Genomic DNA, 25858 nt, shown 5'->3' with positions numbered 1-25858 from the left:
AAAGATTTTGCATACGCCAAAACAAACTCAAGCTTGCGCACCTTATTACCAGACAACAAAAAGCCGGTCAGATCATCTCGCTTTAGCCACAAGCGAGCACCAATATCACCACCAAAACGCTTCAATTGATGTATTGGCGTCGGCAATTGCGCCAACGACTCACGTGCAGGCCAATAATTAGATGTCATAGATCCTCCGCAGATTCTCTTAAATCCAAACGAAAAAAGCCCCGCTATTGCGGGGCTTTTTTCGTTTGGTCGATTAAATCGACTTCATCGTGCCTTTAGGCAGCACCGCATGAACAGCGGACTTCTGAAAGCGCAGCTTAACGCCCTCACCTGTATCAACAGCGATATAAGCATCATCAACTTCTATTACCTTACCCAGCATTCCACTGGTTAAGACAACCTCATCACCCTTAGCAATACCACCAACCAAAGCTTCATGCTCCTTCTGGCGCTTACGCTGAGGACGAATCATCATGAAATACATGAGAACAACCAAACCAACAAGCATCAGCAGCGAAAACATATCTCCGCCACCTTGCGTAGCCGCTTCGCCTTGTGCAGCTGCTTCTGGAATAAATAAAGACATAACATTGCGCCCCTTACTCTGTAAAAAGGCGCAACTCTACAGAGTTTACTAAAAGCCAGCAACAAAAAAGCCCGCTTGCGCAGGCTCTAATTAGCATTCAAAACTGTAGTACGCTAAACGTAATCGCGGAATAATTTACGAAAGGTACTAGGCGAAAGACCCGTCCAGCGCTTAAACGCATTGGTAAAACTCGTTCGATCAGAGAAATCGAGTGACACGGAAATGCTATCAATACTCATATGTTGCTTAACCAAATAATCAACGGCGTAATGAAAACGCACCTGATCACGTAGATCAGCAAAGCTAATATCCTGCTGCTGAAGCCGGCGCTGCAAAGTACGCTTCGACAGATTTAACTCCTCGGCGACGTTGCCAATCCCTAAAGGTGATTGCCCAATGCGCTTACGCAGTACTTCGACAACACGTGAAGGGATGCCGTAAACCTCAGGCAAACGTGCCTGCTCTAAGTATTCATCCAAAGTTTTAACAGACCCCAAGGCAAACATTGCCTGATCCGTCATTTTCCGCTGAGCTTGGGTTTTGTGTAAATCATTCATGCAGGCGACTCCTTCTGCCAGTAATTCAAGCGACTCAATATCCGACGATTGCAACTCTTTTGTCAAGTACGATGAGGTAAAAAAGACAACAGCGAGCGTCTCGCCCTTAGCTGTGTGGACTGGCGCACCGACATAGCTATTCACAATATGCCCATTGTAGGTACACATCGGCACAGATGTAGGAGTAGGCAAAACTTTAGGGCTAACCACAGACTGCTCACGCTCAAACACCTCAGCGGCAAAAGTCCGCTCGATGGTGAGATGCTGCCCAACGTAAAAAGAGTCTGCGTGATCACCCACCGCCACCACTTCAGCCACCTGAGCCGACAACTGACGCAAGAGCAGCCCGTAGTCCATGCCAAACATTGCGCACCCTAAATTCAAGTAATGCATCACACCCGAGGAGCGATCATCACCCTGATTTGAGCGCACCAATACTTTGAATAGCGCTTTTAATCGTGACTCTGAGTCACCCAGCGTTAATGACGCTATATCAGGCTGAAAACCTGGCATAGGGATAGAGGGAGCGTGGGAGTGTGCATGAAGTTTCAAGTTAACCACCTACAAGTATTAATGAGAAAATAAAAAACCAACCAAAAGTAGCAAAAAGCAATAAGGAGAATTATGCGCCATATAATACTTCAGACCAGAACCGCTTGCGCCATATAGCAATAAATGGCGCCAATAATTGTCATGTTAGGTGCCAAAGAATAACTTATCACGTTACATGTATGGCTAATTCCACCTAATTGACAGGGGTTTCACCGAATTACCAACATAAAACCCCTGCTGGCACAAAAAAAGACTTTAATGCCGTCGACGCCAAATCTAATCAAGTTGCGCTGTGATTACAAAGTTTTTTTTAATACAAACGTTTATATTTTGACAACAAAAAATATCGACGAAATGAATAAGGTGCCAACAACAGACAGTATAGCTGCGCCAATACGCGCCATTTGAAGCCATAAAATACATTATTCACACGCCGACTTAGTAAAAATCGCTTTAAACTGTTGATTGGAAACCAATTTATTACAAAATTCCCATGCTTTGTAAGGGGATCAAGCGGCGATATATGGAGGAAATACCCGATTACAGGCCAAAAAAAACTGCCAAAGTGGCAGTTTTTTAAGCAGAAAGATCAACTCTACACTTCAAGACCATCAATTACGGCAAGCACATCATCATGATGTGTTTTGGTTTTCACTTTTTCCATGATGTGCGCTAAACGTCCTTCCTTATTTACAATAAAGGTGACTCGGTGAATACCCATAAATTCACGCCCCATAAATTTCTTCAGCCCCCAAACTCCGTACTTTTCTGCAACCGCATGATCCTCATCACTCAACAATGTAAAGTTAAGCTCATGCTTATCCTCAAACTTTTTGAGGCGCTCAAAAGGGTCTGGACTAAGGCCTAGCGCCACCGTATCTCTTTGGGCATATTCAGCATTAGCATCCCTCAAACCACAGGCTTGAACTGTGCAACCTGGCGTCATCGCTTTCGGATAAAAATAAACGACCACGTTTTTACCCAAAAAATCACTCAACTTAACCAGCGCTCCACTTTGATCTTTAAGCGTAAAAGCGGGCGCTTTGTTACCTAACTTTGGAAAATTCATACAAACTCCTAACGAAAACCTATTATTGAGATGAAAAAAAACCGCGCAAAGTTGCGCGGTTTTCATTAGCGACCCACTAAAGATCCTATGCAGGCAACAATGACTTTACAGCATTGCGCTCTTCTTTAAGCTCATTCTCACTCGCCTTCATACGAGCGGTAGAAAATTCATTAATCTCAAGCCCCTGTACAATCTCCCAAGCGCCGTCTTTGCAGACACATGGAAATGAGTAGATTAAGCCTTCTTCAATGCCGTAGCTACCATCGGAGTAAACACCCATGCTAACCCAATCGCCATCTGGAGTGCCGAGCGCCCAATCGCGAATATGAAATATAGCGGCATTGGCGGCAGATGCAGCGCTTGATGCACCACGCGCTTTAATAATGGCAGCGCCACGCTGTTGCACTTCAGGTATGAAAGTCTCTTCATACCAAGCAGTATCCACCTTTGATATGGCTGACTCTCCATTGATCAATGCTGTATGCAGATCAGGGTATTGCGTTGAGGAATGATTCCCCCAAATTGTCATTTGTGTCACATCATTAATGCTTTTACCCGTCTTCTGAGCCAACTGAGTCATGGCTCGGTTGTGATCAAGACGCATCATCGCTGTAAACTGACGAGGATCAATATCAGGTGCATTGCGCTGTGCAATTAAAGCGTTGGTATTAGCAGGGTTGCCCACGACTAAAACCTTGATATCACGAGAAGCATGGTCATTGATCGCCTTGCCTTGCACCGAGAAAATAGCAGCGTTGGCTTCCAGTAAGTCCTTACGCTCCATACCTGGCCCACGAGGACGCGCACCCACAAGCAATGCGTAGTCGGCATCTTTGAAAGCGACATTGGGATCATCAGTTGTGATCATATCGGCCAACAAAGGAAAAGCGCAGTCATCCAACTCCATAGCAACACCTTTAAGTGCACCTAGAGCGGGGGTAATTTCCAACATTTGCAGAATAACAGGCTGATCCTTTCCTAACATATCGCCAGCAGCGATACGGAATAACAAAGAATAGCTAATTTGGCCTGCAGCGCCGGTTACGGCAACACGAACGGGTGCTTTCACAATCAATCTCCGTTTTTGCTAATAAAATAAGCCCGAGGCAGGATAAGTCTCGCCCCAAGCATGCTTTTGCGGGCGCCATTATAGAGCAACCCCAATAAAAGTCATCTAATCTGCGGGGTATCGCGCCTGTAAGGCCTCATAAACGTCCGTTTGAAATGTTAGGCTATTCGCATCGACCACATCTAGCACCTCAACCAAATGCTCGTTATCCTCTTTCCCGTCCCAGACTTTGTGATAAGTCCCTTCTTTATAGCCATGATCTTGCCTGAAGAAATTTAAAACATTCTTCCCCATGTACTGTAAATACAGCTGCTCAAACGAGAAATCTGCAGCAACCAAAACACGGCAAAACTTCGTTAAATTAAACGCTTTCTCGCTCAATATTGCAGTGACAAAATCCTCTAGCTCAACCCTGAACTCCCCCACTGATACTGGCTTTTTACGTAACTCCTCATCAAGAGTTTGCGCCAACTCCCCCACATGACTAGACCCCTGAAGAAGATCGCTTAAGCCAAAATGCCAAATATCAACCAATTCGAGATTAACCTGATCAATGTCCGGCGACTGTTTTTTCCACCACTTCCAACCGTAGTGATCCATCAGCTCCGCACACTCGACCCAAATAGCGCGATACCATGCAAACCCCTGCTTGCGCCAATGAGCACTCACTTTGGTATTCATCGCATCCTGCATTTCTAACATTTTCAATAATTGTTGTTGCATGTGCACTCACTTACATTCGTTTTATAACACAGGAAGTTAGTCGCCTAAGCTTCCTGTAATAATCGGTAAATTTATTTCAAACGTGACCAACGAGCGCTCACTGGCGCCAGCGGAATAGGCGTGAATACTGCCGCCATGGAACTCACAAATCAAGCGGGCAATATATAAACCCAGCCCCAAATGAACATCGCCACCCTGTTTTTTTGTCGAGCGGGAAGACACCATTGAATCGAAAAGTTGATGCTCCAACGAGGCTGGCAACGGAGCCCCAACATTAACAACAGCAATATTCACACTGTCGGACGGTCCTTCAGGCCAATCAACTTTAACCGTAATTGTTGAGTTCTCGGCTGCAAACTGACTAGCATTTTCAACCAACTTATCTAACATTTGCACCAAGAGCTCCGGCGCGGCAGACACTGTAAAGCCCCCCTTAAGACCATCAAATCCGCACAACACAACCGGCTGTTTATAACTATCCTGATAAGCGGCAACAAGCATTTCCAGCATCTCTTTCAGGCAAAAAACTTCACACTCCGCATGCGTCAACGCTTGCTCAAGACTATTCACTGAACTCATGGCATTTAATGTCGATGACAAGCGCGTCATCCCATCCCGCGCGCGCGTAAGATACAGTCGTTGCGAAGTATTTAATGCCGAAATTTCTAAATTATCTAATGAGCTTTGCGTGATCGCCAAAGGCGTTCGTAACTCGTGCGAGAGTTTGCCTGCAAGGCTCTTTAAATATTCCTGGTGTGCACTCAGCCTGCGCAGCAACATTTCAAAACTACGCGATAGCTGCCCAATTTCATCAGGGATGCGGCTAGCCCTAAAAGGCTCACGTAAGTTTCCCGTCGCGTCGGTTGCCTGCTCGGCATACTTTGCTAAGGAACGAATCCTCCAGGAGTGAACACTCGAAAAACCCAACAAAGAAACAACCACGAATGCCGCAAAAAAAGTACACACAAAGACAAACTGCCCATAAATACCCGCCAATAAACTGTAAAAACTGGCATCCTGTTTATCCAGCACCAACCACCCTACCGGCGGCCGATCACGTTCACCAATAGCCACAACGGCACGGGCCACCGGGGATACTCGATTAAAAAACCACTCTGAACTTTCTCCATCCATGGGCGTTTTTGGCAACTGATAACGGTACTCCGGACGCCCTGACAACAAAAAATAAAGGCGCATTAGCCATGAGTTTCTCTCGCTCAATTCAGGTAGGCCGGCACCAAGCGCCAACCCCCCAGCACTCACCAAAGGAAAACCTCGCCAATCATAGAGCGTTAGCCCCTGCTGCTCTGAAGCGTAATCCCGAGCTAAATCAGAAAAATCATAATCACGGTACGCAAAAAATACAGGACTGTTATGTGGCGACAGAAATAAGCTATAGCCAAGTTGCGCGCTGACATACTCAATAGTGACGCTTTGCTCTCGATATTCAAGCGGGAGAGACATTTCAATAGACTGAAGGCTTTCCGAGGCTTTAGCGCCCGAAATTTGCCAGAGGGCAACATCATCAAAATGACGCTGCCAGCGCCCACCTTGCCAGCGCTCCACTTCAGCCACACCTGGTACAGAAGTAATCACACGCAAAGACATGCCATGCGAAAAACGTAAAATGAGCGCATCATAAACATTGCGCTGTGGAGAAAAAAACGTTGCAGCCAAACCGGTAATAGCCACCGCTAATCGAAGCCCGCTTCGGCCCTGCCCCTCAGCCAAAGCAAATCGTGCCGACACTGTAACGCCAGATGGTACGCCAACAAAGGGCTCCCACCCTTGGCGTTTACTGTAACGAAGGGAAGATTCAAGATTCCCGAGACCATCACGCTGCCATTCGGTTAGATACCCATCAAGCACATTATCTTTTGGTAATTCCCCGGAAAAAATGGCTGGCATTTGCCCGTTACGCCGGGATAACCGCGAAATCAAGGCTTCCTCTTTCGAGAGACTACGCGCAATACTCGTTGCTAACTCCTCGACTGACTCTAAACGCGACTGCCGCAAGGTGCCATCTAACCGTTGGATATAATTTACCGCTAGCCAAGGTAGCGCCAAGGTTAACAAACCCAGCAGTAGTAGCTGCCGCTTAAGCGTCATTCTTGGGCTTGGCCTTTAGGTGTTAACCAGCGATACCCCATACCGTAGGCCGTTTGAATGGCATCGAAATTGTCATCGAAGGCTTTAAACTTCTTACGAATACGCTTGATATGGGAAGTAATGGTATTGTCATCCAAGACAACATTAGCAGCGTCCATTAATTGCTGCCTGTTTTTAACGTGCCCGGGTCTTGCCGCCAACGCTTGGAGTATCCAATACTCCGTTATGGTCAACTCAATGGCATGGCCATGCCACGAAACCTGTAGCGTCTGACAATCGATAACCAATGGGCCTGCAACCAACTGCTCTCGGTTTTGGGCTGGCGCAGCCAATGCATCAACTCGCCGAAAAAGCGCGGTGATTCTGGCTAACATATGCGGCTGGCTAATATCTTTGGTTAAATAATCATCGGCCCCTAAACGCAAGCCCAGCACACGGTCTAGCTCAGAATCCCTTGCCGTTAGAAAAATTATAGGCAGCTGCGGGGCACGAGTGCGAAGATCTCGACACAAATCAAAGCCCCCCTCAGCCTCATCACCTAAACCCACATCAATAATCGCTAAATCAGGTAATCGAACAGCAAATGCCTGCATTGCGGAAGGCCGCGTTGCGTAATGGCTCACTTCATAGCCCTGACGAACCAAGGCATCACGATAATTTTCAGCAATGGCGATCTCATCTTCAATGATGGCAATATGTTTAGGCATGGTGCGCTGTACTATCCTGTGTAAAATGGCTGAACAGTGGGCGAGGTAAGAATAAAGCGCGAATCCTACCACGTACCCTCACAATACTGCAGCTACTACGCCATCCGCCCTACAAACACCACAACTTAAGCTTTGAAATTATTATGCCAACAAAAAAATCAAGGAAGAGCAACTTCGCCCTCACCCTTTTTGGTCTCCCCTTTGCCGCGGTAGGGCTCGGATTTTTATTTTTAAGCATTATCCCCTCACTGTGGGAATGGCACACTATGCAACAGTGGCAGCCCACTTCAGCAAAGGTTATCTCGGCCGAGCTCAAAACAAACCATAGCGATGATGGCACCACATGGGAGGCTCTTGCGCGTTATCAGTACCACTATAATGATCAGCCATATACCGGCACGCGCGTTGGCATAATGAGCGGCTCAGACAACATCGGTAGCTGGCACCAAGACCACAGCCGGCAATTAAAAAAGCACCGTAGTAACGGCTCTCCAATCACAATCTATATCAACCCTATCAACCCGAGCGAATCCATCATTGACCGAAATTTACGCTGGAGCATGCTGCTGTTTAAATCGGTTTTTGCACTTATTTTTGGCGGCGTTGGTATCGGGTTAATGGTTTTTGGCCTTGTCGCCAAAAAAACCGAAAACCCAGAAATGCTCACAACCAGCGAACCCTGGCAGGCGAATACAGACTGGAAAAACCCGATCAAATCCAACGCTAAAGTGGGCCTCTGGGGTATTTGGGGCTTTGCTGTATTTTGGAGCTTAATGTCTACGCCGGTGCTTTTCATGCTGCCCGATGAGCTTGCAGAAAAAAATTACATGGCGCTTATCGCGGTGATATTTCCCATTGTCGGTGTCATATTATTAATCAGCGCATGCATAAGTACAGCCCGCTGGCGCCGGTTTGGCCCAGCACCGCTCACTTTATCCCCTTACCCAGCGGCCATAGGCGGGCAAGCAGCAGGAACCCTAACACTGCAAAGTAAATTGCCTAGTGATACAAACATTAAGGTTACCCTTTGCTGCCTAAGAAGTTACTACAGTGGTACTGGTAAAGACCGCAAACGAAGGGAAAACATCGTTTGGAGCAACGAGGGCCTGGGCGAAATTAAACATACCCATCAAGGCAGCCAAATACAGTTTTGCTTTAACGTCCCTAAAGACCTCCCTAATTCAGAATTATCTGGCGATAACTATCACCTATGGCGCGCGACGATAAAGGCGAAGCTTGCGGGCGCGGATCTTAATCGCAGCTTTGAGATTCCTGCCTTTCAATCCAACGCTCAATCACATTTAAATATTAGCGATAGCACCCAACATCCCAACGCTAAAAATAATCGAGAAGCAGAACTCGAGAATCTGTTAAACCCAAAAACTATACCCGGCGGTATCGAGATTAATCTGCAGCCGCTGCGCAACGCTAAAGCCTGCTCTGCCGCAATAGTGTTTGGCTTAATATTCTTTGTCGTGGGCGCTGTTCTATTTCGCAGCGAAGCCCCCGTATTTATGGCGATAATTTTTAGCTTTATTGGCGCCGCCATTTCACTAAGCGGGCTTTACTCATTATTGAATAGCTATCAAGTCCAAATTACACGTAGCGGCATCAAAGCTACACGCCGATTATTTGGCTACATATTAAGCCGAAAAAATGTGCCCCGCTCAAAAATCAATACGCTTCGGCTTAAAAAGACTAGCTCATCTCAATCTGGGAATAGCCATACCGAATACTTTGCCGTCGAAGCAACCCTTACAAATGGCCGCCCAATAAGGGTTGCCGAATCGATTATTGGGCGCACCCTGGCAGAAGAAACACTGGAATCGATTGCTCTTCTCTCGGGCTATCCGAAGGACTAGCGCACAACGAAACTTGCACGCCAATGCGTGTTTGTCTAGAGTGGCGGGGATTTGTAATTTGACCCAACAGAGACCTCACTATGTTTCCTTATGTTGTTGCCGATATCGGCGGAACCAACGCTCGCTTCGCCCTTGCCACTAGTAAAGAGGCTGGCCTTTATACGCTAGAGCACATTCACATTCTAAAAGGCAAAGACTACGGTAGCTTTCAGGACGCCTTAGCCGCCTATTTAGCTAAACTCGACGGAATCAAACCAACCGCCATGTGCGCCGCAGTCGCTGGCCCCGTTGTTGGCGATCAAGTGCAAATGACGAATCTGTCTTGGGGCTTTTCTTGCAAAGCCGTTGCAAAACAATTTGGCTTTGAAGCCTTTATTGCTATGAATGATTTTGCCGCCGTCGCCGCCGGCATACCGCTCATGGGGAGCGATCACCTAGTAACACTCAAAAGTGGCATGCAGCAAGAGAATGCTAATAAAGCGGTATTTGGCCCGGGCACTGGACTTGGAGTCGCTGGCGTAATTCGCCACAATGAGTTATGGCTGCCCAACCCCTGTGAAGGTGGCCACATTAATATCGCACCAACCTCTGCCTTTGAGGCCGATATTATTAAAGCTGCTATAGGCCACCATGGACACGTCTCGGCAGAAACCTTTATCTCTGGCCCAGGCTTAGTCAACCTCTACAAAGCCATCTGCGAAGTAGAGGGATCCTCTCCCTCACCTTACGAGCCCTCAGAAATCACGAGCAATGCGCTAGACGGCTCTGACCCCAGCTGTGTTACCACCCTGAATACGTTCTGTAGCTTTTTAGGGAGCTTTGCCGGCAACCTTGCACTAACCTACGGCGCAACGGGCGGCATATATTTGGCAGGCGGTATATTGCCGCGTTTCAAAGACTTTGTGATCAACAGCGACTTTACCGCCAAGTTTTCGCATAAAGGGCCAATGAGTCGCTACGTTGAAAGCATTCCTGCTTACTTAGTTACCCATGACGAGCTCGCCTTTAATGGCGCTGCAGCTTGGTTAGAACAACATTTAACACAACGGTAATCACTACCGTAGCCGATTTAAATATCGGCTACGGTAACTTTTTTCTGCGAAAACGCGACTTTAACTTCTCTTGCAATAATTGCGACGGCTTCAGCCATGGCTTCGTCCGACTGGCATATATTTAAACGAATACATTCCCGGCCATGCTGCCAAGACTTTTCCTCACCAAAGAAAAAATCATTACCTGCCATCACCAATACATTACGGGCCTTCAAGCGCTGATACAAAACCTTCGCGTTTATCGGCAAATTAGGTAGCCACAACCATACAAAAAAAGCACCGTCAGGATTATGAATTCGGTACTCGAGACCCGCCAGATGAGTATCCAGCAGCTCCAGCATTAGCTTTCGCTTAGGCTCATAAAACGCCGGAATTATCTGTGTTAACCGATTAAGATCACCATTTGCTATAAGGCTTTCCAACAATAGCGGCCCCGTATTGCCTGATGCTAAGCTTTCAACTGCGCCCACGCGTGCGAGCAGCGTAACCAAAGCCTCATCAGCCACAACAACTGCAGTGCGCAACCCCGGTAAACCGAGTTTAGAGAGGCTCAAAACAGCGACCGATCCCGCACACCAACGATAAGCTTGAGATGACTGCATTACATTGGGGAACGGCGCACCATAAGCACAGTCGACCATCAAAGGAATATTCCAACGCTTCGCTTGCGCCTCCAGCCAACTAACGTCATCAAGCGTAATAACATTAGCGGATGGGTTAGTAGGGCGAGATAAACACACAGCGCCAGAGTACTCATCGAGCTTGAGCGCATCGCGATCAAGCTGATAGCGAAAACGGTGCTCGGACTCCAGTTCGATAAGCGGTCGGGAGATCGCGAATGCATCACCCCCAATCATTTGCCCCCGATAACCCACATATTCTGGCACCATGGGTAAATGAATACGCCGAGTCCCGTTAGCACTAGGGCCAGCAAACAAGTTAAACAAACGATTAAACGCCGTCTGACCGCCATTGACAACGACCAAATTCTTTGACGTAACAGGCCAACCTTGGCCTTGTAAATATTCACTTAAAGCAGACAACAAAGCCTCTGAGCCTTGGGGCGACTGGTAAATACCCAGCCAGCGCTGCGTTAAAGCTTTATCCGCCAACAAGCTTTGCAAATGTTGCTGGAATATTTCACCCGCTTCAGGAATTAGGGCTGGGTTACCGCCACCTAAAAATAAAAGACTAGGATTATTATTTAGCGCCTCACCTAAGTCGCGCATCAATTCAGCAATAGCTGAAGGCGCAGCCATTTGCTCGCCATAGTGTGATAATTTCAAAAGACTGACCCAAAACCGAAAAGGATGTGAATGATAAAGTGCCGCTATGGAAAAATATCCTATAGCGACAAAAGCGTGTAGCTTAACCGTTTTCTCAGTTAACATCCTGCTCGTTTATAGATGAGGGCCGAGGAAAAAATACTTTATCCAATGATACTTGCCTCCTGCTCCCTCAACGGCGTTACTCAAAGCGTTACATGCCCCGGCATGCGCCCCTTCGAGCGCCTTGTTGAGAAAACAAGTGCCCTCGTCTAATTGGACAAACTATTATTACCCCGACCCTAAAACCGCTGCACATTAGGATGTAACCCCATGAGCGAAGACACGACACTCGACAAATTCGATCGATTGATTCTTAAAACACTACAAGAGAATGCTGATTACTCGATGAACGAAATTGGTGAGCGCGTAGGCCTATCGCATACGCCTTGCTGGCGACGAGTGAAGCGATTAGAGCAAGACGGCTATATCAAAAAACGGGTAACGCTACTGGATGCGAACTCCCTTAATTTAAGTGTCAGTGTGCATGCTTACCTCACCATTAAAAGCCATGACGAAAGTTCGCTCAATGCATTCGAAGAAGCTGTGCAACAGGTGCCGCAAATAGTGGAGTGTTATTCCACCACCGGGGATAAAGACTATTTACTGCGCATCATCGTGAGTACGGTTGATGCTTATGAAAAACTACTCAAGAAGACACTCGTTCACTTACCTAATGTGGCCTCTATTAACTCCACTTTCGCATTAAAACAGGTGAAATACACAACGGAGCTCCCCCTTGTATAAACACCCTTAAATTCCGAGAACCTAATATAGCCCGCGAAACTCAAGGGTAGCCAGCATAAATTTAAAAACTAAAATGCTCGGCATCAAGTGATTTTAAATTTCCGGCACCTGATTTAATCGTCTCAACCAGAGTCCGCGTGCGCGGAAGAATTCGCTCGAAATAAAACGTTGCCGTCTTTAATTTGGCTTGGTAAAAGTCGGCTTCGTTACTATTAAGCTGTGTACTCGCCAAAACGGCAGCACGCGCCCAAAAGTAAGCCTGCGTGATATAGCCCGAATACATGAGATAGTCCACGCTTGCCGCGCCAACCTCATCTGCATCATTCATAGCCGCCAAACCAATATGCATCGTAATATCGCCCCACTCTTTATTGAGCGCGACTAAGGGCTCGATATAAGCGGTTACTGCGGCGTTATCTTTATTAGCTTCACAAAACTTATGAATAATTTTAGTAAAACGTTTTAACATTTCACCCTGAGATTGCAGCACCTTACGCCCCAATAAATCCAACGCTTGAATACCAGTTGTTCCCTCATAAAGTGTCGATATACGGCTGTCACGCACATTTTGTTCAGCGCCCCACTCCGCAATATAACCATGCCCGCCAAAACACTGCATACCTAAATTAGCACTTTCAAAACCAGTCTCTGTCATAAAGGCTTTCGCAATGGGTGTTAAAAAAGCCAATAGTTCTCCAGCTTCTTTCTGCTCGGCTTCATCCACCCCGTGAGACTCAATATCGACAAGCTGCGAGATATAGTACGCCAACATACGACCGCCCTCTGCGAATGCTTTCTGCGTAAGCAGCATGCGCCTCACATCAGGGTGAACAATAATAGGGTCTGCTGGGCCAGTAGGATTTTTAACACCCGACAACGAGCGCATTTGCAAACGATCTTTCGCGTAAGCCAATGATTTCTGAAAACCAAGCTCGGCATGTGACAGACCCTGGATTGAAGTCCCTAGTCGTGCGCCGTTCATAAAAGTGAACATGCAATGCAAACCACGATTAGGCTCACCGATTAAAAACCCCTTAGCGCCATCAAAATTTAAAACACAGGTCGCATTACCATGAATACCCATTTTGTGCTCGAGCGAACCACAGGAGACATTATTGCGCTCGCCAACACCATCACCCTCCGGTAAAAATTTAGGCACGATAAACAGCGATATCCCTTTTGTGCCTTCGGGTGCGTCAGGTAGGCGCGCCAAAACAATATGGACAATATTGTCAGCTAGATCGTGATCACCAGCGGATATAAAGATCTTAGTACCACTAATCGAGTAGCTACCATCAGACGATGGCACAGCCTTGGTTTTTAACATGCCCAAGTCAGTGCCGCAGTGCGGCTCGGTTAAGCACATAGTGCCAGTCCATTCACCAGCAATCAGGGGGTTCAAATAAGTATTTTTTTGCTCATCCGAACCATGAACGCCAATAGTCTTCATCGCGCCATGGCTCAAACCGGGGTACATACCCCAAGCCCAATTGGCTGTTCCAACCATTTCGCTCACAATTGTTTCAAGCGACTCAGGCAAGCCTTGCCCACCGTATTCCACTGGATGAATCATGCTAGGCCAGCCGGCATCTATATACTGCCGATAAGCTTCTTTGAAACCCGGTGGTGTCGTCACTACGCCATTATCTATTTTACAGCCTTCTGTATCGCCAACGCGGTTTAGGGGCGCTAATACGTTTTCACAAAATTTACCGGCCTCTTCAATAACAGCATCCACTACATCTCGGGTAGCATCTTCACCATTAGTTAAGCGACGGCAATGCGCCTCATAGTCAAACAGCTCATGTAATACAAACTGCATATCTCTTGCGGGTACTTTGTAATCAGTCATAGCAGCCTCTGCCTTGTACGTTGCCAAATATTGTAGTGCCAAACCCTAGTGTATGTAGATAACCAATTAACGCAGGTTTGATTACTTAATCCGCTATCTTTTTGCCTTTTGGGTAATTGTTATAATATACAGCTATAAGTGTAGGACACTTCTAACGGTTACTCACATCCTGAATCGACATTAAGGTGTTTTTTCCGATACTGACCTGGCGTCATGCCGGTCCATTTTTTGAAGGCACGAAAAAAAGCACTGGGCTCGTCAAAACCGAGACGCTCAGCAACCATCACATTGGTTAAATCCCGACAGGCTAACAACTGGATAGCAGCCTCCAAACGGCACTCGTCCTTCAACGTTTGATAAGCTGAGCTCTCATCGGCCAAATGACGACGCAAGGTTGTAACCGACATATTTAGCGTATCGGCCACCTGTTCGGCAGATGGCATATTATGGCCGACGTCTTTATTGAGGAGAGCGCGTACTTTTTCCGTAGTACTGATCTGGCTCGTATCTTGAGTCACAATTTGATACGGAGCCGCTCGTAAAAAATCCGGTAAATTTTGATGATTTTGTACAACCGGCCGATCAAGAACACTTAACGGGTACAAAAGAGCATTAAAAGGCTGGCTGTATTGAACATCCTGCTCGCACAACGAACGAACACTTTGGATAGTTTCACCGGCACCGAAACTCAACCGCAAACCCTCGAGCGAAAAAATTGTGCCCGTAACCCAACACGCCAATTGATGGCACGCCATAAGGGTTGTGAGCACATGTTCAGGGTTCGCCTTTTTTTGAAGCGCTGAAAACTCATCGGGGCTTGTGGTTCGAACTGGTGAGATACTCACACGGGCTAAACCTTGATGCTCTTCAACGGTGTAACGAACCTTAAAACCCTTACAAACCTCAGCAAACTCGCCCGCCAGTTCAAGCGCTTGGCGTAAGTTACCCGCTGTCAACAAAGCCAGACACATAAGCCGGAAAGCACCCAGTGGAACCTTGCCACCGGAAAACATGCCGAACCACTCGTTGCCACTTAAAAACATCAAGCGCTTGTAAAGCTGTCCATATTTAAAAGAAGGTAAGCCATCCTGAATACTTTCGCCCGTCAGCTCCAGCTCAGTTAGGGCGTCGCTATAATTGATGCCGCATCGCTTGGCTTCCTCTAATAAATGCCGAACCAACGCAGCGGATACTTTTGGCGTGAACATACTATTCCTCATCAATAGTCGTATTTGTGCGGCGCACAAAACGTAAAGCCAGCCCCAATACCGCGGAGATTAAAATAATAATGGCCAACAAACCCAAGCTTAACAACAAGTAAGCAATGGCATCACTAACAGGGAGATCCCAGCCCCAAACAAATAAACCAATAAAACACGCAGAAGCGAACATATGGCTCATAAAACGGGTTTTCTTACTGACCTTAAACTTTACCTTCGCCATACCGCTCTCTTACTTAAACACTAAATTAAAACATCCAAGACTTCGGCAACGCCGTCGTCCCACACTGGAGCAGTCACAATATTAGCAACTCCCTTAACGTCATCAGAAGCATTACCCATTGCGACGCCGACACCCGCCATCGAGATAAACGCCATATCAGACTGAGCATCCCCAAAGCTCACTACATTTTCAGCTGTAATATCGTAATGCGTTAACAGAAAATCAAATGCGGCACGCTTACTCGCCTCCCGGTGAATAATGCTGACAAATAACCAACGTGGATAAGCGGGCAAACTGGCATAAGCAAAAATACACTCAGGAAACGCACCTTCCAAAACCTGCAAAGCGTTACCGTCAACATCCAAGTCAACACCCACCAGCAACTTAACAACTGGCGCTGTAATATTATCGAAATTTTGCAGGGTCGGCGTAGCGCGTAAATGTGCTGAATGAACCGCGAGTATCTCTGGCGCGATATCGCGCTCAATATATAACGCTGCGTCAGTATATAACTCGTAGTAGTAGCTCTTCTCACGCAGCGTCTTTAAAAGTGCAGTCACTGTTTTCTGTGGCAACGTATGCGTTTTATGCAAGGTATGGCTACGGGGCTCAAATAACTGCGCACCGGTACAAAAAACTCCGGTATCGATAAGCCCTAACTCATGCCACAAAAACTGGGTTGCAAAATACGGGCGACCACTGGCTACTGCCGTTTTAACACCAAGGGATTGCGCTCTAGCAATACTACTCTTGACGCGGGCCGTGTAATTACCATCAACATTGAGTAGTGTGCCATCAACATCAAAAAGGGCCAATTTAAGGGCTGGCTTTTGGTGGCACTGTAAATATTCTTCAAGGCTTTTAGACATCACACATCCATTCTCAAACAGTGAAAAGCATTAAAAGATCCAAAACCGATTCTTTTCCAGCTCTTTTTTACAGCCTTTAATCTGCTGCTGGTACATTTTTGCTCTGGCAGAAACCTTCTTTGCCACTTTTTTTAGCCAGGGTTTTTTATCATAACTACGGCGTTCATAACCACCATGACCTTCATGATACGCAAGGTATTGTCGATAAGGATCGCCCAAACCTATCCCTAAGCGCCTTTGGCTTTCTTTGTTGTACCAACCAATAAAAAGCACCGCATCACCGAAATCATCTCGATCAGCTCTGCGTTCACCGGTTTTTTCTTGATACCAGCGCCAAGTGGCATCTTTCACTTGTGCATAGCCATAAGCATCGCTTGCCCTCGGCCCCGGAATAATCCAAAGAATTTTCTTTCGAGGAGGCCTAGCATCGGCCTTAAATCGTGACTCTTGATGAATAATGGCTAACTGTGTTGCCACCGGTGTGCCCCACTTTTTTGAAGCTTTTACAGCATCTTTGTACCAGCTTTTTTTGCCGCCAAGAATATCGCAAGCGTCATCCATCTGAGAGGGTCGATAACCAGCGCAGCCACTTAGAGTAAATCCAAGAACGACCGTAATCGTAAACTGAAGCCCTAATCGAATTGCTCTAACCACACGATAAACTCCTCTTCGTTACGGATATCAAGGCCCAAATCTTTCGCTTTAGTTAGCTTACTGCCCGCTTTCTCTCCGGCAACAACCAAGTAAGTTTTTGCCGACACACTACCGGCAACCTTAGCGCCCAACGACAACAAACGCTCTTTAGCCTCACTACGGCCCATGGTTTCCAATGTACCTGTAAGCACAACGGTCTTGCCTGCTAGCGGTTGATTGGCAGAGATTGTGGGTGCAGGCCAATGAACACCTGAAGCCTGAAGGTCGGTAATCAACGTTAAATTACTTTCCTGCTGAAAGAACAGCTCAACATATTGAGCCACCACAGGCCCAACATCAGGTATTTCTTGTAATTGTTCGGCGGTTGCCGCCGATATTGCTTCTAGGCTCCCGAGATGTTGGGCAAGCGTTGATGCTGTCGTCTGTCCAACCTCCCGAATCCCAAGCCCGTACAAAAATCGAGGTAAAGTTGTCAGCTTGCTTTTTTCAAGTGCATCTAAAAGGTTTTGCGCCGACTTTTCAGCCATTCGCTCCAAGCCTACTAGAGGTACTAGCGCTAGACGGTAAAGGTCAGCCACATTAGCAATTAACGCTTCATCGACCAATTGCTCCACGAGCTTATCGCCCAAACCATCAATATCCATCGCCTTGCGGCTAGCGTAATGCTTAATCGCCTCCTTACTTTGCGCCGCACAGGCTAAGCCAGCACTGCAACGAATCGCAGCCTCCCCTGACACTTGGGCGGTATCAGCACCGCAAACTGGGCACTGTTCTGGAAAAATGATGGGCTCGACATCTTCCGGCCGGCGCTCAAGTACGACACCGGCCACCTGGGGAATCACATCTCCCGCGCGACGAATAATGACAGTATCGCCCAGCATAACCCCAAGCCGCTCAACTTCATCACGGTTATGCAAGGTCGCATTTGCGACTGTGACCCCACCAACAAAAATAGGCTCTAAGCGCGCAACCGGTGTAATCGCGCCTGTACGGCCCACCTGGAATTCAACAGCACGCAGGATAGTCATTTCTTCTTGCGCAGGGAATTTTTGTGCAATGGCAAAGCGTGGGGCTCTAGCCACAAAACCAAGTCGCCGCTGAAGCGCAAAGTCATCAACTTTGAAAACCAAACCATCTATATCAAAAGGCAGATTCCCTCGCTTAGCCGACATGCGAACGTAATAGTCCAAACAGCCTTCGATCGAATCAACCTTCTCCGCCAAATCACTGACAACAAAACCTAAATTACGCAATAACTGAAGCGTTTCAAAGTGCGTGTCAGGCAGGTCTCCGTCAAATTCGCCAACAGAGTAGGCATTAAAAACCAAGGGACGCGTTGCCGTAATACGTGAATCTAATTGCCTAAGGCTACCCGCCGCCGCATTACGCGGATTTACAAAGGTCTTCTGATCATTTTCACGAGCCAATTGGTTCAAGGACTCAAAGCCCTTAAGCGGCATATATATTTCGCCACGCACTTCCAATACCGCCGGGAAATCGCCAATCAACCTTAAAGGCACATTTTTTAAGGTGCGTACATTCTGAGAAATATCTTCACCCGTTGTGCCATCTCCTCGAGTGGCTGCACGAACGAAAAGACCGTCACGGTAAAGTAAGCTAACAGCGAGGCCGTCGAATTTGGGTTCGCACACATAGCTGACGGCTGTAACTGTCTTTAGTCGATCGAGAATGCGCTGATCAAAATCCCGCATATCCTCGTCGTTAAAGGCATTATCTAGTGAAAGCATGGGTTGCAAATGCGTCACACTCTGGAAGCTCGCAAGAGGCGTTGCACCAACGCGCTGCGAGGGAGAGTCTGAGGTCACAAAGTGAGCGTGCTGATCCTCGATGACACGTAGCTCTTGCATTAATCGATCATATTCCGCATCGGGAACCGATGGGTCATCATTCACATAATAGGCAATATTATGACGATGTATTTCATCCTTCAGAGCTTCGTATCGCGTTTGAATACACCTTGCATTTTCCGTTAGTACAGCATCTGTCATTCTTTGACTTCCAAAACAACAAACCGCCAACAGGCGGTTCGGGATCTAAATGTTAATAATATAATCAGCGATTGAGGCGACGCTTGCGCTCGAACTCTATGACGCGCTGGCGACAGTGCTCAAAGGTTTGCTGAGTCATCACGCTTCGATGCTCATCTTTCAAGTCACCATCAAGCGCTTCTGAAATCGCTTTAGCAGTGCGCGCCATTAAACCAAAGGCAGCAACACTATCGCCTTTGATTGGCAGCATCATAAACATACTGATACCCGGCGTTGAAAAAGAGTCCATTGCCGTAAGATCAAAGGTTCCAGGCTTAACGATGTTAGCCAAACTAAATAAAACCTCACCAGAACCCTCTTCATTTTTATGGCGATGAAAAATTTCCATGCCACCAAAGCGTAGGTTTTGCTGTGTTAAGGTTTCAAGCAAGTGCTCACCGCCAAACATCTGACCTTCGTGGGCCATAACATTAATAACAATGACCTCTTCGGGCGCGATTGCTGGCTCTACCGCTTTAACTTTAGGCTGTGCTGCCGTCTCGTGAGCAACTTTAGAGGCTGGAGCAACAGAGGCCGTTCGCGGCGGCGCCATAACAGCAACGTCATCATCTAAGTCATCCATATCGCCAAACGTTGGCTCAATATGTTCATCCGCCGAATCCATTAACATGGTTGGCGCAGGCTCCACTTTTGCATGAACGCCTGCCGTCTGTTTACTAGCAGCCAGAGACGTTTTCATACTCACATGCAAATTAGTTGCATCTTCTGGGTGACGATAAGCCGCTACACGAGCACCGCCACTAGGGAATTCACTGCGGGAATTATCGTCGTCAAACGCCCCCTCTTCCGGCAAACTACTAGACATATGAATGCGCTCTCGACGAGCGGCCCGAACACGCCTAATACCATCTAAAATGATACCGACAATTAAAAGCACAATGATGACTGTTAACCCTTCACGCATGGATTTCCTCCTATAGTGCAGCCATTTCGGCTGCCTCTTCTACATTAACAGTAACCATACGAGAGCAACCTGGCTCGTGCATGGTTACACCCATCAACTGATCAGCCATTTCCATGGCAATTTTATTGTGGGTAATATAAATAAATTGTACTTGCGACGACATTTGCTCAACCATGCGAGCGTAGCGACCTACGTTCGCATCATCAAGCGGTGCATCAACTTCATCGAGCATACAAAATGGTGCTGGGTTAAGACGAAAAATCGAGAACACTAGCGCAATCGCCGTCAATGCTTTTTCGCCACCCGAGAGTAAATGGATCGTACTATTACGCTTACCTGGTGGTCGCGCCATAATCGCGATACCGGTATCCAGTAAATCTTCCCCTGTAAGCTCAAGATAAGCATGGCCGCCGCCAAACACTTTGGGGAATAGCTCCTGGAGGCCAGTATTGACTTGATCAAAGGTTTCTTTAAAGCGCGTTCTTGTCTCTTTGTCAATTTTACGGATCGCATTTTCTAATGTTTCTAGAGCTTCCATTAGATCTTGATTCTGATCATCAAGGTAATTTTTACGTTCCGCTTCGGTTTTATACTCGTCGATAGCCGCCAAGTTAATGGGTCCTAAGCGCCCAATTCTTGCAGCCACTTTTTCCAAAGACTGTTCCATCTCCGCTTCAGCTTCTTCGGGCATCTCGGCAATCAAAATGTCTATGTTATAACTATCGGCTTCTAGCTGGTCGCGTAAGTTTTGGGCTTGAACATCATAGGTCTGGCTTTCCAAACGCTCTTTTTCAAGATTGGCCCGGACAAACTGAACTTCTTGCTCAACCGTTAGGCGCTCTTTCTCTGCATTGCGCAATGTTTCCTCAACACCCTCGACCTCTCTTTTAGCCTCAAGCAATTGCTCTTCAACAGAAACACGCTTTTGTAAATGCGCCTCTAGCTCTTCTTTATGCAGCTCTACAGGCTCTGCACCTTCAGCCAAGCTATCGACTAAACTTTGACGGCGCTCTTCTAGCCGAGTGCTGTGCTCGCCCAGGCGAGACAAACCCTGTTTAACCGCTTGCAACTGAGTGCTGACCGCCTGAATACGCATGGCAAGTTGATGCGCAGTGTCTTTGTCGTGACGCGCTTTCTGGCGAGTATTTTCAAGCTGTTCTTTATGTTGATCGCGCTTAGTCAACAGCTCTTCTCTAGCATGGGTATCCATTTCCATGGATTCAATCGCGTCCTCTAGCTGCATACGTGCTTGCGCAAGCCCTTCAGCCTCAAGCTCTAACTGTTCTTTAGCTTCATTAATTTCAGCCACAACGCGATCTTTTCTCGCTAGAACCTGCTCAACTTTGACCGTATGTGCCGTCAATTTAGTTTGGTCTTGAGAAAGTACTCGCTGACACTGATCTAGCTGTTTTCGAGCCTCATCCCGTGCAGATTCAGAATCTTTAACACCTTCCCGAGCCGCTTCTAGCTGCCCAGAAATAACTTCAATCTGCGCATCCTGCAGATCAAGCTCACTTCTCAGATGCTCTATTTCTGTTTGGCGAGCAATAACCCCTGCGCCAGCATCATCCGCCTTAACAAGGTTCAACCAGTTTGGGCCAAGCCAGACGCCGTCGCGCGTTATTACCGACTCATGCGCCCTAAGATTAGCCTGCTGCGCTTTAGCCTCGGCAAGATCTTCAGCCATAAATATAGAATTTAATAACCCTGCAAGCGCAAAGGGGCTATTGACTTGGCTTGCTAGAGAATTAGCAGCCGCTGCATCTCCAGCCACAGCTTGATCCGTAAAAATATTACAGTCACCGCTCGATAAAGATTCATGCGCATCGATAAGGCTATCAAGATCGGTAATGCCGGTAACCGCCTGAATTCGCTTGCCTAAAACGATTTCGACAGCGCGATCCCAACCTCCAGTAACCGTAATAGCTTCAGCTAATCGAGGCAGTGACTCGATACCTTGCTTTTTCAACCAATCATTTAAGCCTTTGCCACTGCCCAACGCAGATTGCTGTAGAGCTTCAAGTGAAGATAAGCGTCCCCGCCCCTTTTGATTAACACCCTGTAAACTTGTCAACTGCGCACGCAAGGTCTGTTCTTGCTCGCGCTGAGAGGTTACTTTTTCACTGTGTTCATCGATGAGCAGTCGGTATTGTTCCAGCTCCTCTTGCGCCATTGCAACACTTTCGCGCAATGCCATAATTTCATCTTCAACATCACCTAACACCAGCTCGCGCTTTTCAGCATCAAGCTTTTCGATCCGTGCTAATAAGCGCTGCTGAACCGTTTCGAGGTGCTGAATTCGCGACTGCTGGACTTCAGCTTGTTGGCGCGGCGCTTGAGCTTTTTGGTTAAAAGCATCCCACTCCTGCTGCCAAGTCTGCATAGACTCTTCAGACAGGATGAGTTTTTCGGAAGAAAGCTCTGTTTCTTCTTCTAAAAGCTCTAGCTCGGGTTCCATAACCTGTAATTCAACCTGCCAGCCATCAGCCTTGTCGGCATCTTGCTTGTGATGCAGTGCTGCTTCGCGACAGTCTTTTTCTGTTTGATCTAAATCGACACGCAATTGCCGCTCTCGATCTTGAGAATGCGCAATGGTTTGCTCGACGCGCGCAATATCAGCACCGATAGCATAAAAGCGCTCTTGAATTTGATTGTGTTTGTCGCCGACTTCGGTAAAACGCAGTCTTTGCGTCTCGATCGTGGTATCAATATTGACCTGACGAGTCACGCCAGCTTCAACCTTGAGTTCAAGCTCGGTAATAATCGAGTGCTTATTTTGCGCTTTCTCACGCAAATGCATGTAACGACGGGTTTGCAGGAACGCTTTTAATGAGCGCTCTTCTTTTTTATATTCCGAATATTTCTCTGCCGCCTGCGCTTGGCGCTCCAAGCGTGAAAGCTGTCTTTCAAGCTCGTCACGAATATCCGTTAATCGCTCTAAGTTTTCATGTGTGCGGCGCATGCGGTTTTCAGTATCTCGGCGGCGCTCTTTATACTTGGATATACCCGCCGCTTCCTCAATAAAAACGCGCAGTTCTTCAGGGCGAGCCTCAATAAGCTTGGAAATCATTCCCTGCTCAATAATCGCGTAACTGCGAGGCCCTAAGCCAGTCCCTAAGAAGATATCCGTAATATCACGACGACGACATTTAGTACCGTTAAGGTAGTAAATGTTTTGACTGTCTCGGGTGACTTTACGCTTAATAGAAATTTCATTGTAGGCGGCATATTCGCCTTTGAGCGTTTTTGCCGTGTTATCAAACACTAATTCGATAGAAGCCTGACCAACGGGCTTACGACCATTTGAACCATTGAAGATAACGTCAGTCATCGATTCTCCACGCAGGTTTTTTGCGGATGATTCACCCATAACCCAACGCACAGCATCAATAATATTAGACTTACCACAACCATTAGGGCCCACCACAGCACATAAGTTGCTGGGGAAGTGGACCGTTGTAGGATCGACAAAGGATTTGAACCCTGCCAATTTAATGCACTTTAACCGCATAGAATACTGCTTAACTCTCGAATGCTGCTTTGACAATTAAACGGCGAATTCTACACCGAACAAGATAATAAAACCAAAATATCCCTGACAAAGTGACGAATAACTGGCATCAAAATAATACTTTAGTAACAGAGGTGCCAGTTATCCGACCAATACGCTGAGAGCCTATGGCACTTTCTCTGCAATGACCAACGTCCTAGCCTCAATACCCTCACCGAGGGTCACCGGACCAGCAGTCGCTTGCCAATCACCTGATTGCGGCACCGGACTTCCTGACTTAGAAATGCGTGCAAGCAATTCCAGCTCAGCAGCCGTTGTCAAATCCATACCAGGCGCCATTGCCATTGAGGTATCTAGGCGTATGGTTTTAGGTAAGTCTGCCACGGTTATTCGCTGTATTGCCAAAGGCATTTTTGCCCCCTTCCATGCACGAGCATAAATAAATACCGTGTCTCCAGGGCTTGCGGAAATCCCATCGGCAATAGATACCGAGACATCAAAACCTTTAGCAACAGCAGCATCGCTCGCCAATGAGGCATCAGCAGCGTCAGCCTTAATATCTTGACCTGAAGCTATAGCCGCTCTCGCCGCTTTTGTGATGGCGCCATCAAGTGCTTGAGCCGAGCGGCTATTAGGGTCGAGCTGCCCTTTTGCCCGCTGCCAATAAATAACCGCATTGCGGTAATCGTTATTATGGAAGGCGACCAAACCGCTCATTTCCAGCGCCTGATACATAAAAGGCGCTCCTTTTACAGCGATATCGGTAAAGTGCGCAACCTCATCCGTTACTTGATTCCCCTCCCGAACAAACAAAGCTTGCGCCAATTTAATTGCCATATTCGGTGAGCCCGGCTCAACTTCCAACAGCTCTTTATAGGCCGCTATAGAAGTATCATAATCTTTAATGGCCATGGAGCGCTCGGCCAAGAGATAGCGCATCTGATGATTTTCGGGCTGCTGTTTCAAGCGACTACGTACATTAATCAGCAACTCTTTCGTAAATTGCTCATACTCAGATTGGGTTTGAGCAGGATTATCGCGCTCCGACTCCATTAACGTATAAATATCCCAATCCGGTTTCGCACCCCACTGAAAATACAAAAATATCGCTAGCAAGGGCGCAACAACCGCAACACCTACCAATAGAAGGCTACCACCAGTGCGTGACTCAACTTCAGTCAGGCCATCGGTTTCCGCGACCAATGTACGCTGAAGCTCTGTTTTAAGCGCTCCATATTGATCCTGATCGATATCGCCGTTTTTCACTAAACGATTAAGATCTTCTAAGTGCTCGTCATAAAGAGCCGCCTGCGTTACATCTCGCCGAACTGGGTTTGAGGCCAGTCCTCGCGTTAACGGCAATTTAAAAATAGGCCACAATATAAACAGAGCCCCCAACACCGCTAGAACCAATACAACCTGCCAAAAAGCCATAGACACTTACTTCTTTTTTAAATTTTTTGATTGAGAAGAAACGGAAGTACCCGTCTCCTTTAAAAAACTTTCAAAGCGCTCTTGCTCACCGTCCGTAAGACCACCATTACTATTAGGAGCTTTACTCCGACGGTAAATAATTAGGGAAAGCGCAGCAACCCCCAACAACAACATAAAAACTGGGCCAAACCACAATATATACGTGTTTTTTTGTAGCCGCGGCCGATACAAAACAAAATCACCGTAACGGTCCACCATAAAATCAATAATGCCGTCGTTAGTTTCCCCTTCAACAATAAGCCGATGTAACTCACGACGAAGGTCCTGCGCAATAGGCGCGTTGGAACCCGCTAAGTTTTGATTCTTACATTTAGGGCATCGCAACTCTTCGATAAAGTAGTTGTAACGCTCACGCCCATCTACCGCTTCAAACTCGTAGGTATCAATGCCGCTCACAGCGCTGGCACTCATCAACAAAACAACTACAAACAATCCGACCTGCTTAAACACTATTATCCCCTTGATTAGCTAATCGGTTAAAGGTGCCGAAGTATACCCTGCCACCTAAACGCAAACCACTGAGCAGGCCACACCTAAGTGATACATTTAAAGATCACGAAAACCTCAATTTGTTTCATTTAAAATAATTTAAAAAAAACATTGACGCCGCCTCGAATATCCTTAAAATGCGCGTCTCTCTTGGGGTGGTTAGCTCAGTTGGTAGAGCGGCGCCCTTACAAGGCGTAGGTCACAGGT

Annotated in this window: 21 protein-coding genes and 1 pseudogene; 3 read left to right on the top strand and 19 right to left on the bottom strand. The window is 47.1% G+C overall.

Features of this window, described 5'->3' with window-relative positions:
- From AC3A8L_RS07615 to pdsR, 8 genes and pseudogenes are all read right to left on the bottom strand, one after another.
- Positions 1 to 188, bottom strand: a pseudogene (locus AC3A8L_RS07615) (D-cysteine desulfhydrase family protein); the annotation flags it as partial.
- 73 nt (positions 189 to 261) lie between these two features.
- Entirely contained in the window at positions 262 to 594 is a 333-nt protein-coding gene (gene yajC / locus AC3A8L_RS07610; RefSeq protein ID WP_487961637.1) for a preprotein translocase subunit YajC, read from the bottom strand.
- 113 nt (positions 595 to 707) lie between these two features.
- Positions 708 to 1703, bottom strand: a complete 996-nt coding sequence (locus AC3A8L_RS07605) for a helix-turn-helix domain-containing protein (protein WP_487961636.1) — start codon at positions 1701 to 1703, stop codon at positions 708 to 710.
- A 595-nt stretch (positions 1704 to 2298) separates the two neighbouring features.
- Entirely contained in the window at positions 2299 to 2772 is a 474-nt protein-coding gene (gene bcp, locus AC3A8L_RS07600; protein ID WP_487961635.1) for a thioredoxin-dependent thiol peroxidase, read from the bottom strand.
- 85 nt (positions 2773 to 2857) lie between these two features.
- Entirely contained in the window at positions 2858 to 3841 is a 984-nt protein-coding gene (locus tag AC3A8L_RS07595; protein WP_487961634.1) for a malate dehydrogenase, read from the bottom strand.
- A 105-nt stretch (positions 3842 to 3946) separates the two neighbouring features.
- Positions 3947 to 4564, bottom strand: a complete 618-nt coding sequence (locus AC3A8L_RS07590; RefSeq protein ID WP_487961633.1) for a dUTP diphosphatase — start codon at positions 4562 to 4564, stop codon at positions 3947 to 3949.
- A 36-nt stretch (positions 4565 to 4600) separates the two neighbouring features.
- Complete coding sequence (locus tag AC3A8L_RS07585) at positions 4601 to 6673, bottom strand: ATP-binding protein (protein ID WP_487961632.1); 2073 nt, start codon at positions 6671 to 6673, stop codon at positions 4601 to 4603.
- Positions 6670 to 7380: a proteobacterial dedicated sortase system response regulator gene (gene pdsR, locus AC3A8L_RS07580; protein WP_487961631.1), complete on the bottom strand. Its 711-nt coding sequence runs from the start codon at positions 7378 to 7380 to the stop codon at positions 6670 to 6672. The genes AC3A8L_RS07585 and pdsR overlap by 4 nt, the downstream gene beginning before the upstream one ends.
- A gap of 266 nt (positions 7381 to 7646) precedes the next feature.
- Between pdsR and AC3A8L_RS07575 the strand changes: the two genes are divergently transcribed.
- Both AC3A8L_RS07575 and glk read left to right on the top strand, forming a co-directional pair.
- The gene (locus AC3A8L_RS07575) at positions 7647 to 9242 is read left to right on the top strand and encodes a DUF3592 domain-containing protein (RefSeq protein WP_487961630.1); all 1596 of its coding nucleotides are present in this window, start codon (positions 7647 to 7649) and stop codon (positions 9240 to 9242) included.
- 80 nt (positions 9243 to 9322) lie between these two features.
- Positions 9323 to 10294: a glucokinase gene (gene glk / locus AC3A8L_RS07570; RefSeq protein ID WP_487961629.1), complete on the top strand. Its 972-nt coding sequence runs from the start codon at positions 9323 to 9325 to the stop codon at positions 10292 to 10294.
- Positions 10295 to 10311: 17 nt separating this feature from the next.
- On the opposite strand, the gene AC3A8L_RS07565 is transcribed toward glk, so the two are convergent.
- On the bottom strand, positions 10312 to 11580 hold the full coding sequence (locus AC3A8L_RS07565) for a valine--pyruvate transaminase (protein ID WP_487961628.1): 1269 nt from the start codon (positions 11578 to 11580) through the stop codon (positions 10312 to 10314).
- A gap of 312 nt (positions 11581 to 11892) precedes the next feature.
- Here AC3A8L_RS07565 and AC3A8L_RS07560 point away from each other — a divergent pair, with 312 nt between their 5' ends.
- Positions 11893 to 12366, top strand: coding sequence for an Lrp/AsnC family transcriptional regulator (locus AC3A8L_RS07560; RefSeq protein ID WP_487961627.1), 474 nt, complete (start codon positions 11893 to 11895; stop codon positions 12364 to 12366).
- Between the two features lie 61 nt (positions 12367 to 12427).
- Here the strand turns inward: AC3A8L_RS07560 and AC3A8L_RS07555 are convergent, their stop codons facing one another.
- The 10 genes from AC3A8L_RS07555 to AC3A8L_RS07510 form a co-directional block, all read right to left on the bottom strand.
- Positions 12428 to 14218 carry an acyl-CoA dehydrogenase C-terminal domain-containing protein gene (locus AC3A8L_RS07555; RefSeq protein ID WP_487961626.1) on the bottom strand — a complete coding sequence of 597 codons (1791 nt, stop codon included), beginning with the start codon at positions 14216 to 14218 and terminating at the stop codon, positions 12428 to 12430.
- Positions 14219 to 14376: 158 nt separating this feature from the next.
- Complete coding sequence (locus tag AC3A8L_RS07550; RefSeq protein WP_487961625.1) at positions 14377 to 15426, bottom strand: AraC family transcriptional regulator; 1050 nt, start codon at positions 15424 to 15426, stop codon at positions 14377 to 14379.
- 1 nt (position 15427) lies between these two features.
- Complete coding sequence (locus AC3A8L_RS07545) at positions 15428 to 15661, bottom strand: hypothetical protein (protein WP_487961624.1); 234 nt, start codon at positions 15659 to 15661, stop codon at positions 15428 to 15430.
- A gap of 20 nt (positions 15662 to 15681) precedes the next feature.
- Positions 15682 to 16530 (bottom strand): HAD family hydrolase, encoded by an 849-nt coding sequence (locus tag AC3A8L_RS07540; protein WP_487961623.1) that lies wholly within the window; start codon positions 16528 to 16530, stop codon positions 15682 to 15684.
- A 30-nt stretch (positions 16531 to 16560) separates the two neighbouring features.
- Positions 16561 to 17184: a transglycosylase SLT domain-containing protein gene (locus AC3A8L_RS07535; protein WP_487961622.1), complete on the bottom strand. Its 624-nt coding sequence runs from the start codon at positions 17182 to 17184 to the stop codon at positions 16561 to 16563.
- Positions 17163 to 19193: an NAD-dependent DNA ligase LigA gene (gene ligA / locus AC3A8L_RS07530; protein ID WP_487961621.1), complete on the bottom strand. Its 2031-nt coding sequence runs from the start codon at positions 19191 to 19193 to the stop codon at positions 17163 to 17165. Before ligA ends, AC3A8L_RS07535 begins: the two co-directional genes overlap by 22 nt.
- Positions 19194 to 19257: 64 nt before the next feature.
- Positions 19258 to 20157 carry a cell division protein ZipA gene (gene zipA / locus AC3A8L_RS07525; protein WP_487961620.1) on the bottom strand — a complete coding sequence of 300 codons (900 nt, stop codon included), beginning with the start codon at positions 20155 to 20157 and terminating at the stop codon, positions 19258 to 19260.
- Between the two features lie 10 nt (positions 20158 to 20167).
- Positions 20168 to 23668: a chromosome segregation protein SMC gene (gene smc / locus AC3A8L_RS07520; protein WP_487961619.1), complete on the bottom strand. Its 3501-nt coding sequence runs from the start codon at positions 23666 to 23668 to the stop codon at positions 20168 to 20170.
- 165 nt (positions 23669 to 23833) lie between these two features.
- Complete coding sequence (ccmI, locus tag AC3A8L_RS07515; protein WP_487961618.1) at positions 23834 to 25102, bottom strand: c-type cytochrome biogenesis protein CcmI; 1269 nt, start codon at positions 25100 to 25102, stop codon at positions 23834 to 23836.
- A gap of 6 nt (positions 25103 to 25108) precedes the next feature.
- A complete protein-coding gene (locus AC3A8L_RS07510; RefSeq protein ID WP_487961617.1) occupies positions 25109 to 25612 on the bottom strand; it encodes a cytochrome c-type biogenesis protein in 504 nt (167 codons plus the stop codon).
- Positions 25613 to 25858: the final 246 nt, after the last annotated feature.

Source organism: Marinagarivorans sp. (genome assembly GCF_982758155.1).
The sequence above is the reverse complement of the archived record's forward strand: the minus strand, read 5'-3'. Positions and strand labels throughout refer to the sequence as shown.

What these genes read in the sequence shown, in the direction of transcription:
- yajC (WP_487961637.1), bottom strand. Translation starts at nt 594, where the DNA reads ATGTCTTTATTTATTCCAGAAGCAGCTGCACAAGGCGAAGCGGCTACG.
- bcp (WP_487961635.1), bottom strand. Translation starts at nt 2,772, where the DNA reads ATGAATTTTCCAAAGTTAGGTAACAAAGCGCCCGCTTTTACGCTTAAA.
- AC3A8L_RS07590 (WP_487961633.1), bottom strand. Translation starts at nt 4,564, where the DNA reads ATGCAACAACAATTATTGAAAATGTTAGAAATGCAGGATGCGATGAAT.
- AC3A8L_RS07585 (WP_487961632.1), bottom strand. Translation starts at nt 6,673, where the DNA reads ATGACGCTTAAGCGGCAGCTACTACTGCTGGGTTTGTTAACCTTGGCG.
- pdsR (WP_487961631.1), bottom strand. Translation starts at nt 7,380, where the DNA reads ATGCCTAAACATATTGCCATCATTGAAGATGAGATCGCCATTGCTGAA.
- AC3A8L_RS07575 (WP_487961630.1), top strand. Translation starts at nt 7,647, where the DNA reads ATGCAACAGTGGCAGCCCACTTCAGCAAAGGTTATCTCGGCCGAGCTC.
- glk (WP_487961629.1), top strand. Translation starts at nt 9,323, where the DNA reads ATGTTTCCTTATGTTGTTGCCGATATCGGCGGAACCAACGCTCGCTTC.
- AC3A8L_RS07560 (WP_487961627.1), top strand. Translation starts at nt 11,893, where the DNA reads ATGAGCGAAGACACGACACTCGACAAATTCGATCGATTGATTCTTAAA.
- AC3A8L_RS07555 (WP_487961626.1), bottom strand. Translation starts at nt 14,218, where the DNA reads ATGACTGATTACAAAGTACCCGCAAGAGATATGCAGTTTGTATTACAT.
- AC3A8L_RS07550 (WP_487961625.1), bottom strand. Translation starts at nt 15,426, where the DNA reads ATGTTCACGCCAAAAGTATCCGCTGCGTTGGTTCGGCATTTATTAGAG.
- AC3A8L_RS07545 (WP_487961624.1), bottom strand. Translation starts at nt 15,661, where the DNA reads ATGGCGAAGGTAAAGTTTAAGGTCAGTAAGAAAACCCGTTTTATGAGC.
- AC3A8L_RS07540 (WP_487961623.1), bottom strand. Translation starts at nt 16,530, where the DNA reads ATGTCTAAAAGCCTTGAAGAATATTTACAGTGCCACCAAAAGCCAGCC.
- ligA (WP_487961621.1), bottom strand. Translation starts at nt 19,193, where the DNA reads ATGACAGATGCTGTACTAACGGAAAATGCAAGGTGTATTCAAACGCGA.
- zipA (WP_487961620.1), bottom strand. Translation starts at nt 20,157, where the DNA reads ATGCGTGAAGGGTTAACAGTCATCATTGTGCTTTTAATTGTCGGTATC.
- smc (WP_487961619.1), bottom strand. Translation starts at nt 23,668, where the DNA reads ATGCGGTTAAAGTGCATTAAATTGGCAGGGTTCAAATCCTTTGTCGAT.
- ccmI (WP_487961618.1), bottom strand. Translation starts at nt 25,102, where the DNA reads ATGGCTTTTTGGCAGGTTGTATTGGTTCTAGCGGTGTTGGGGGCTCTG.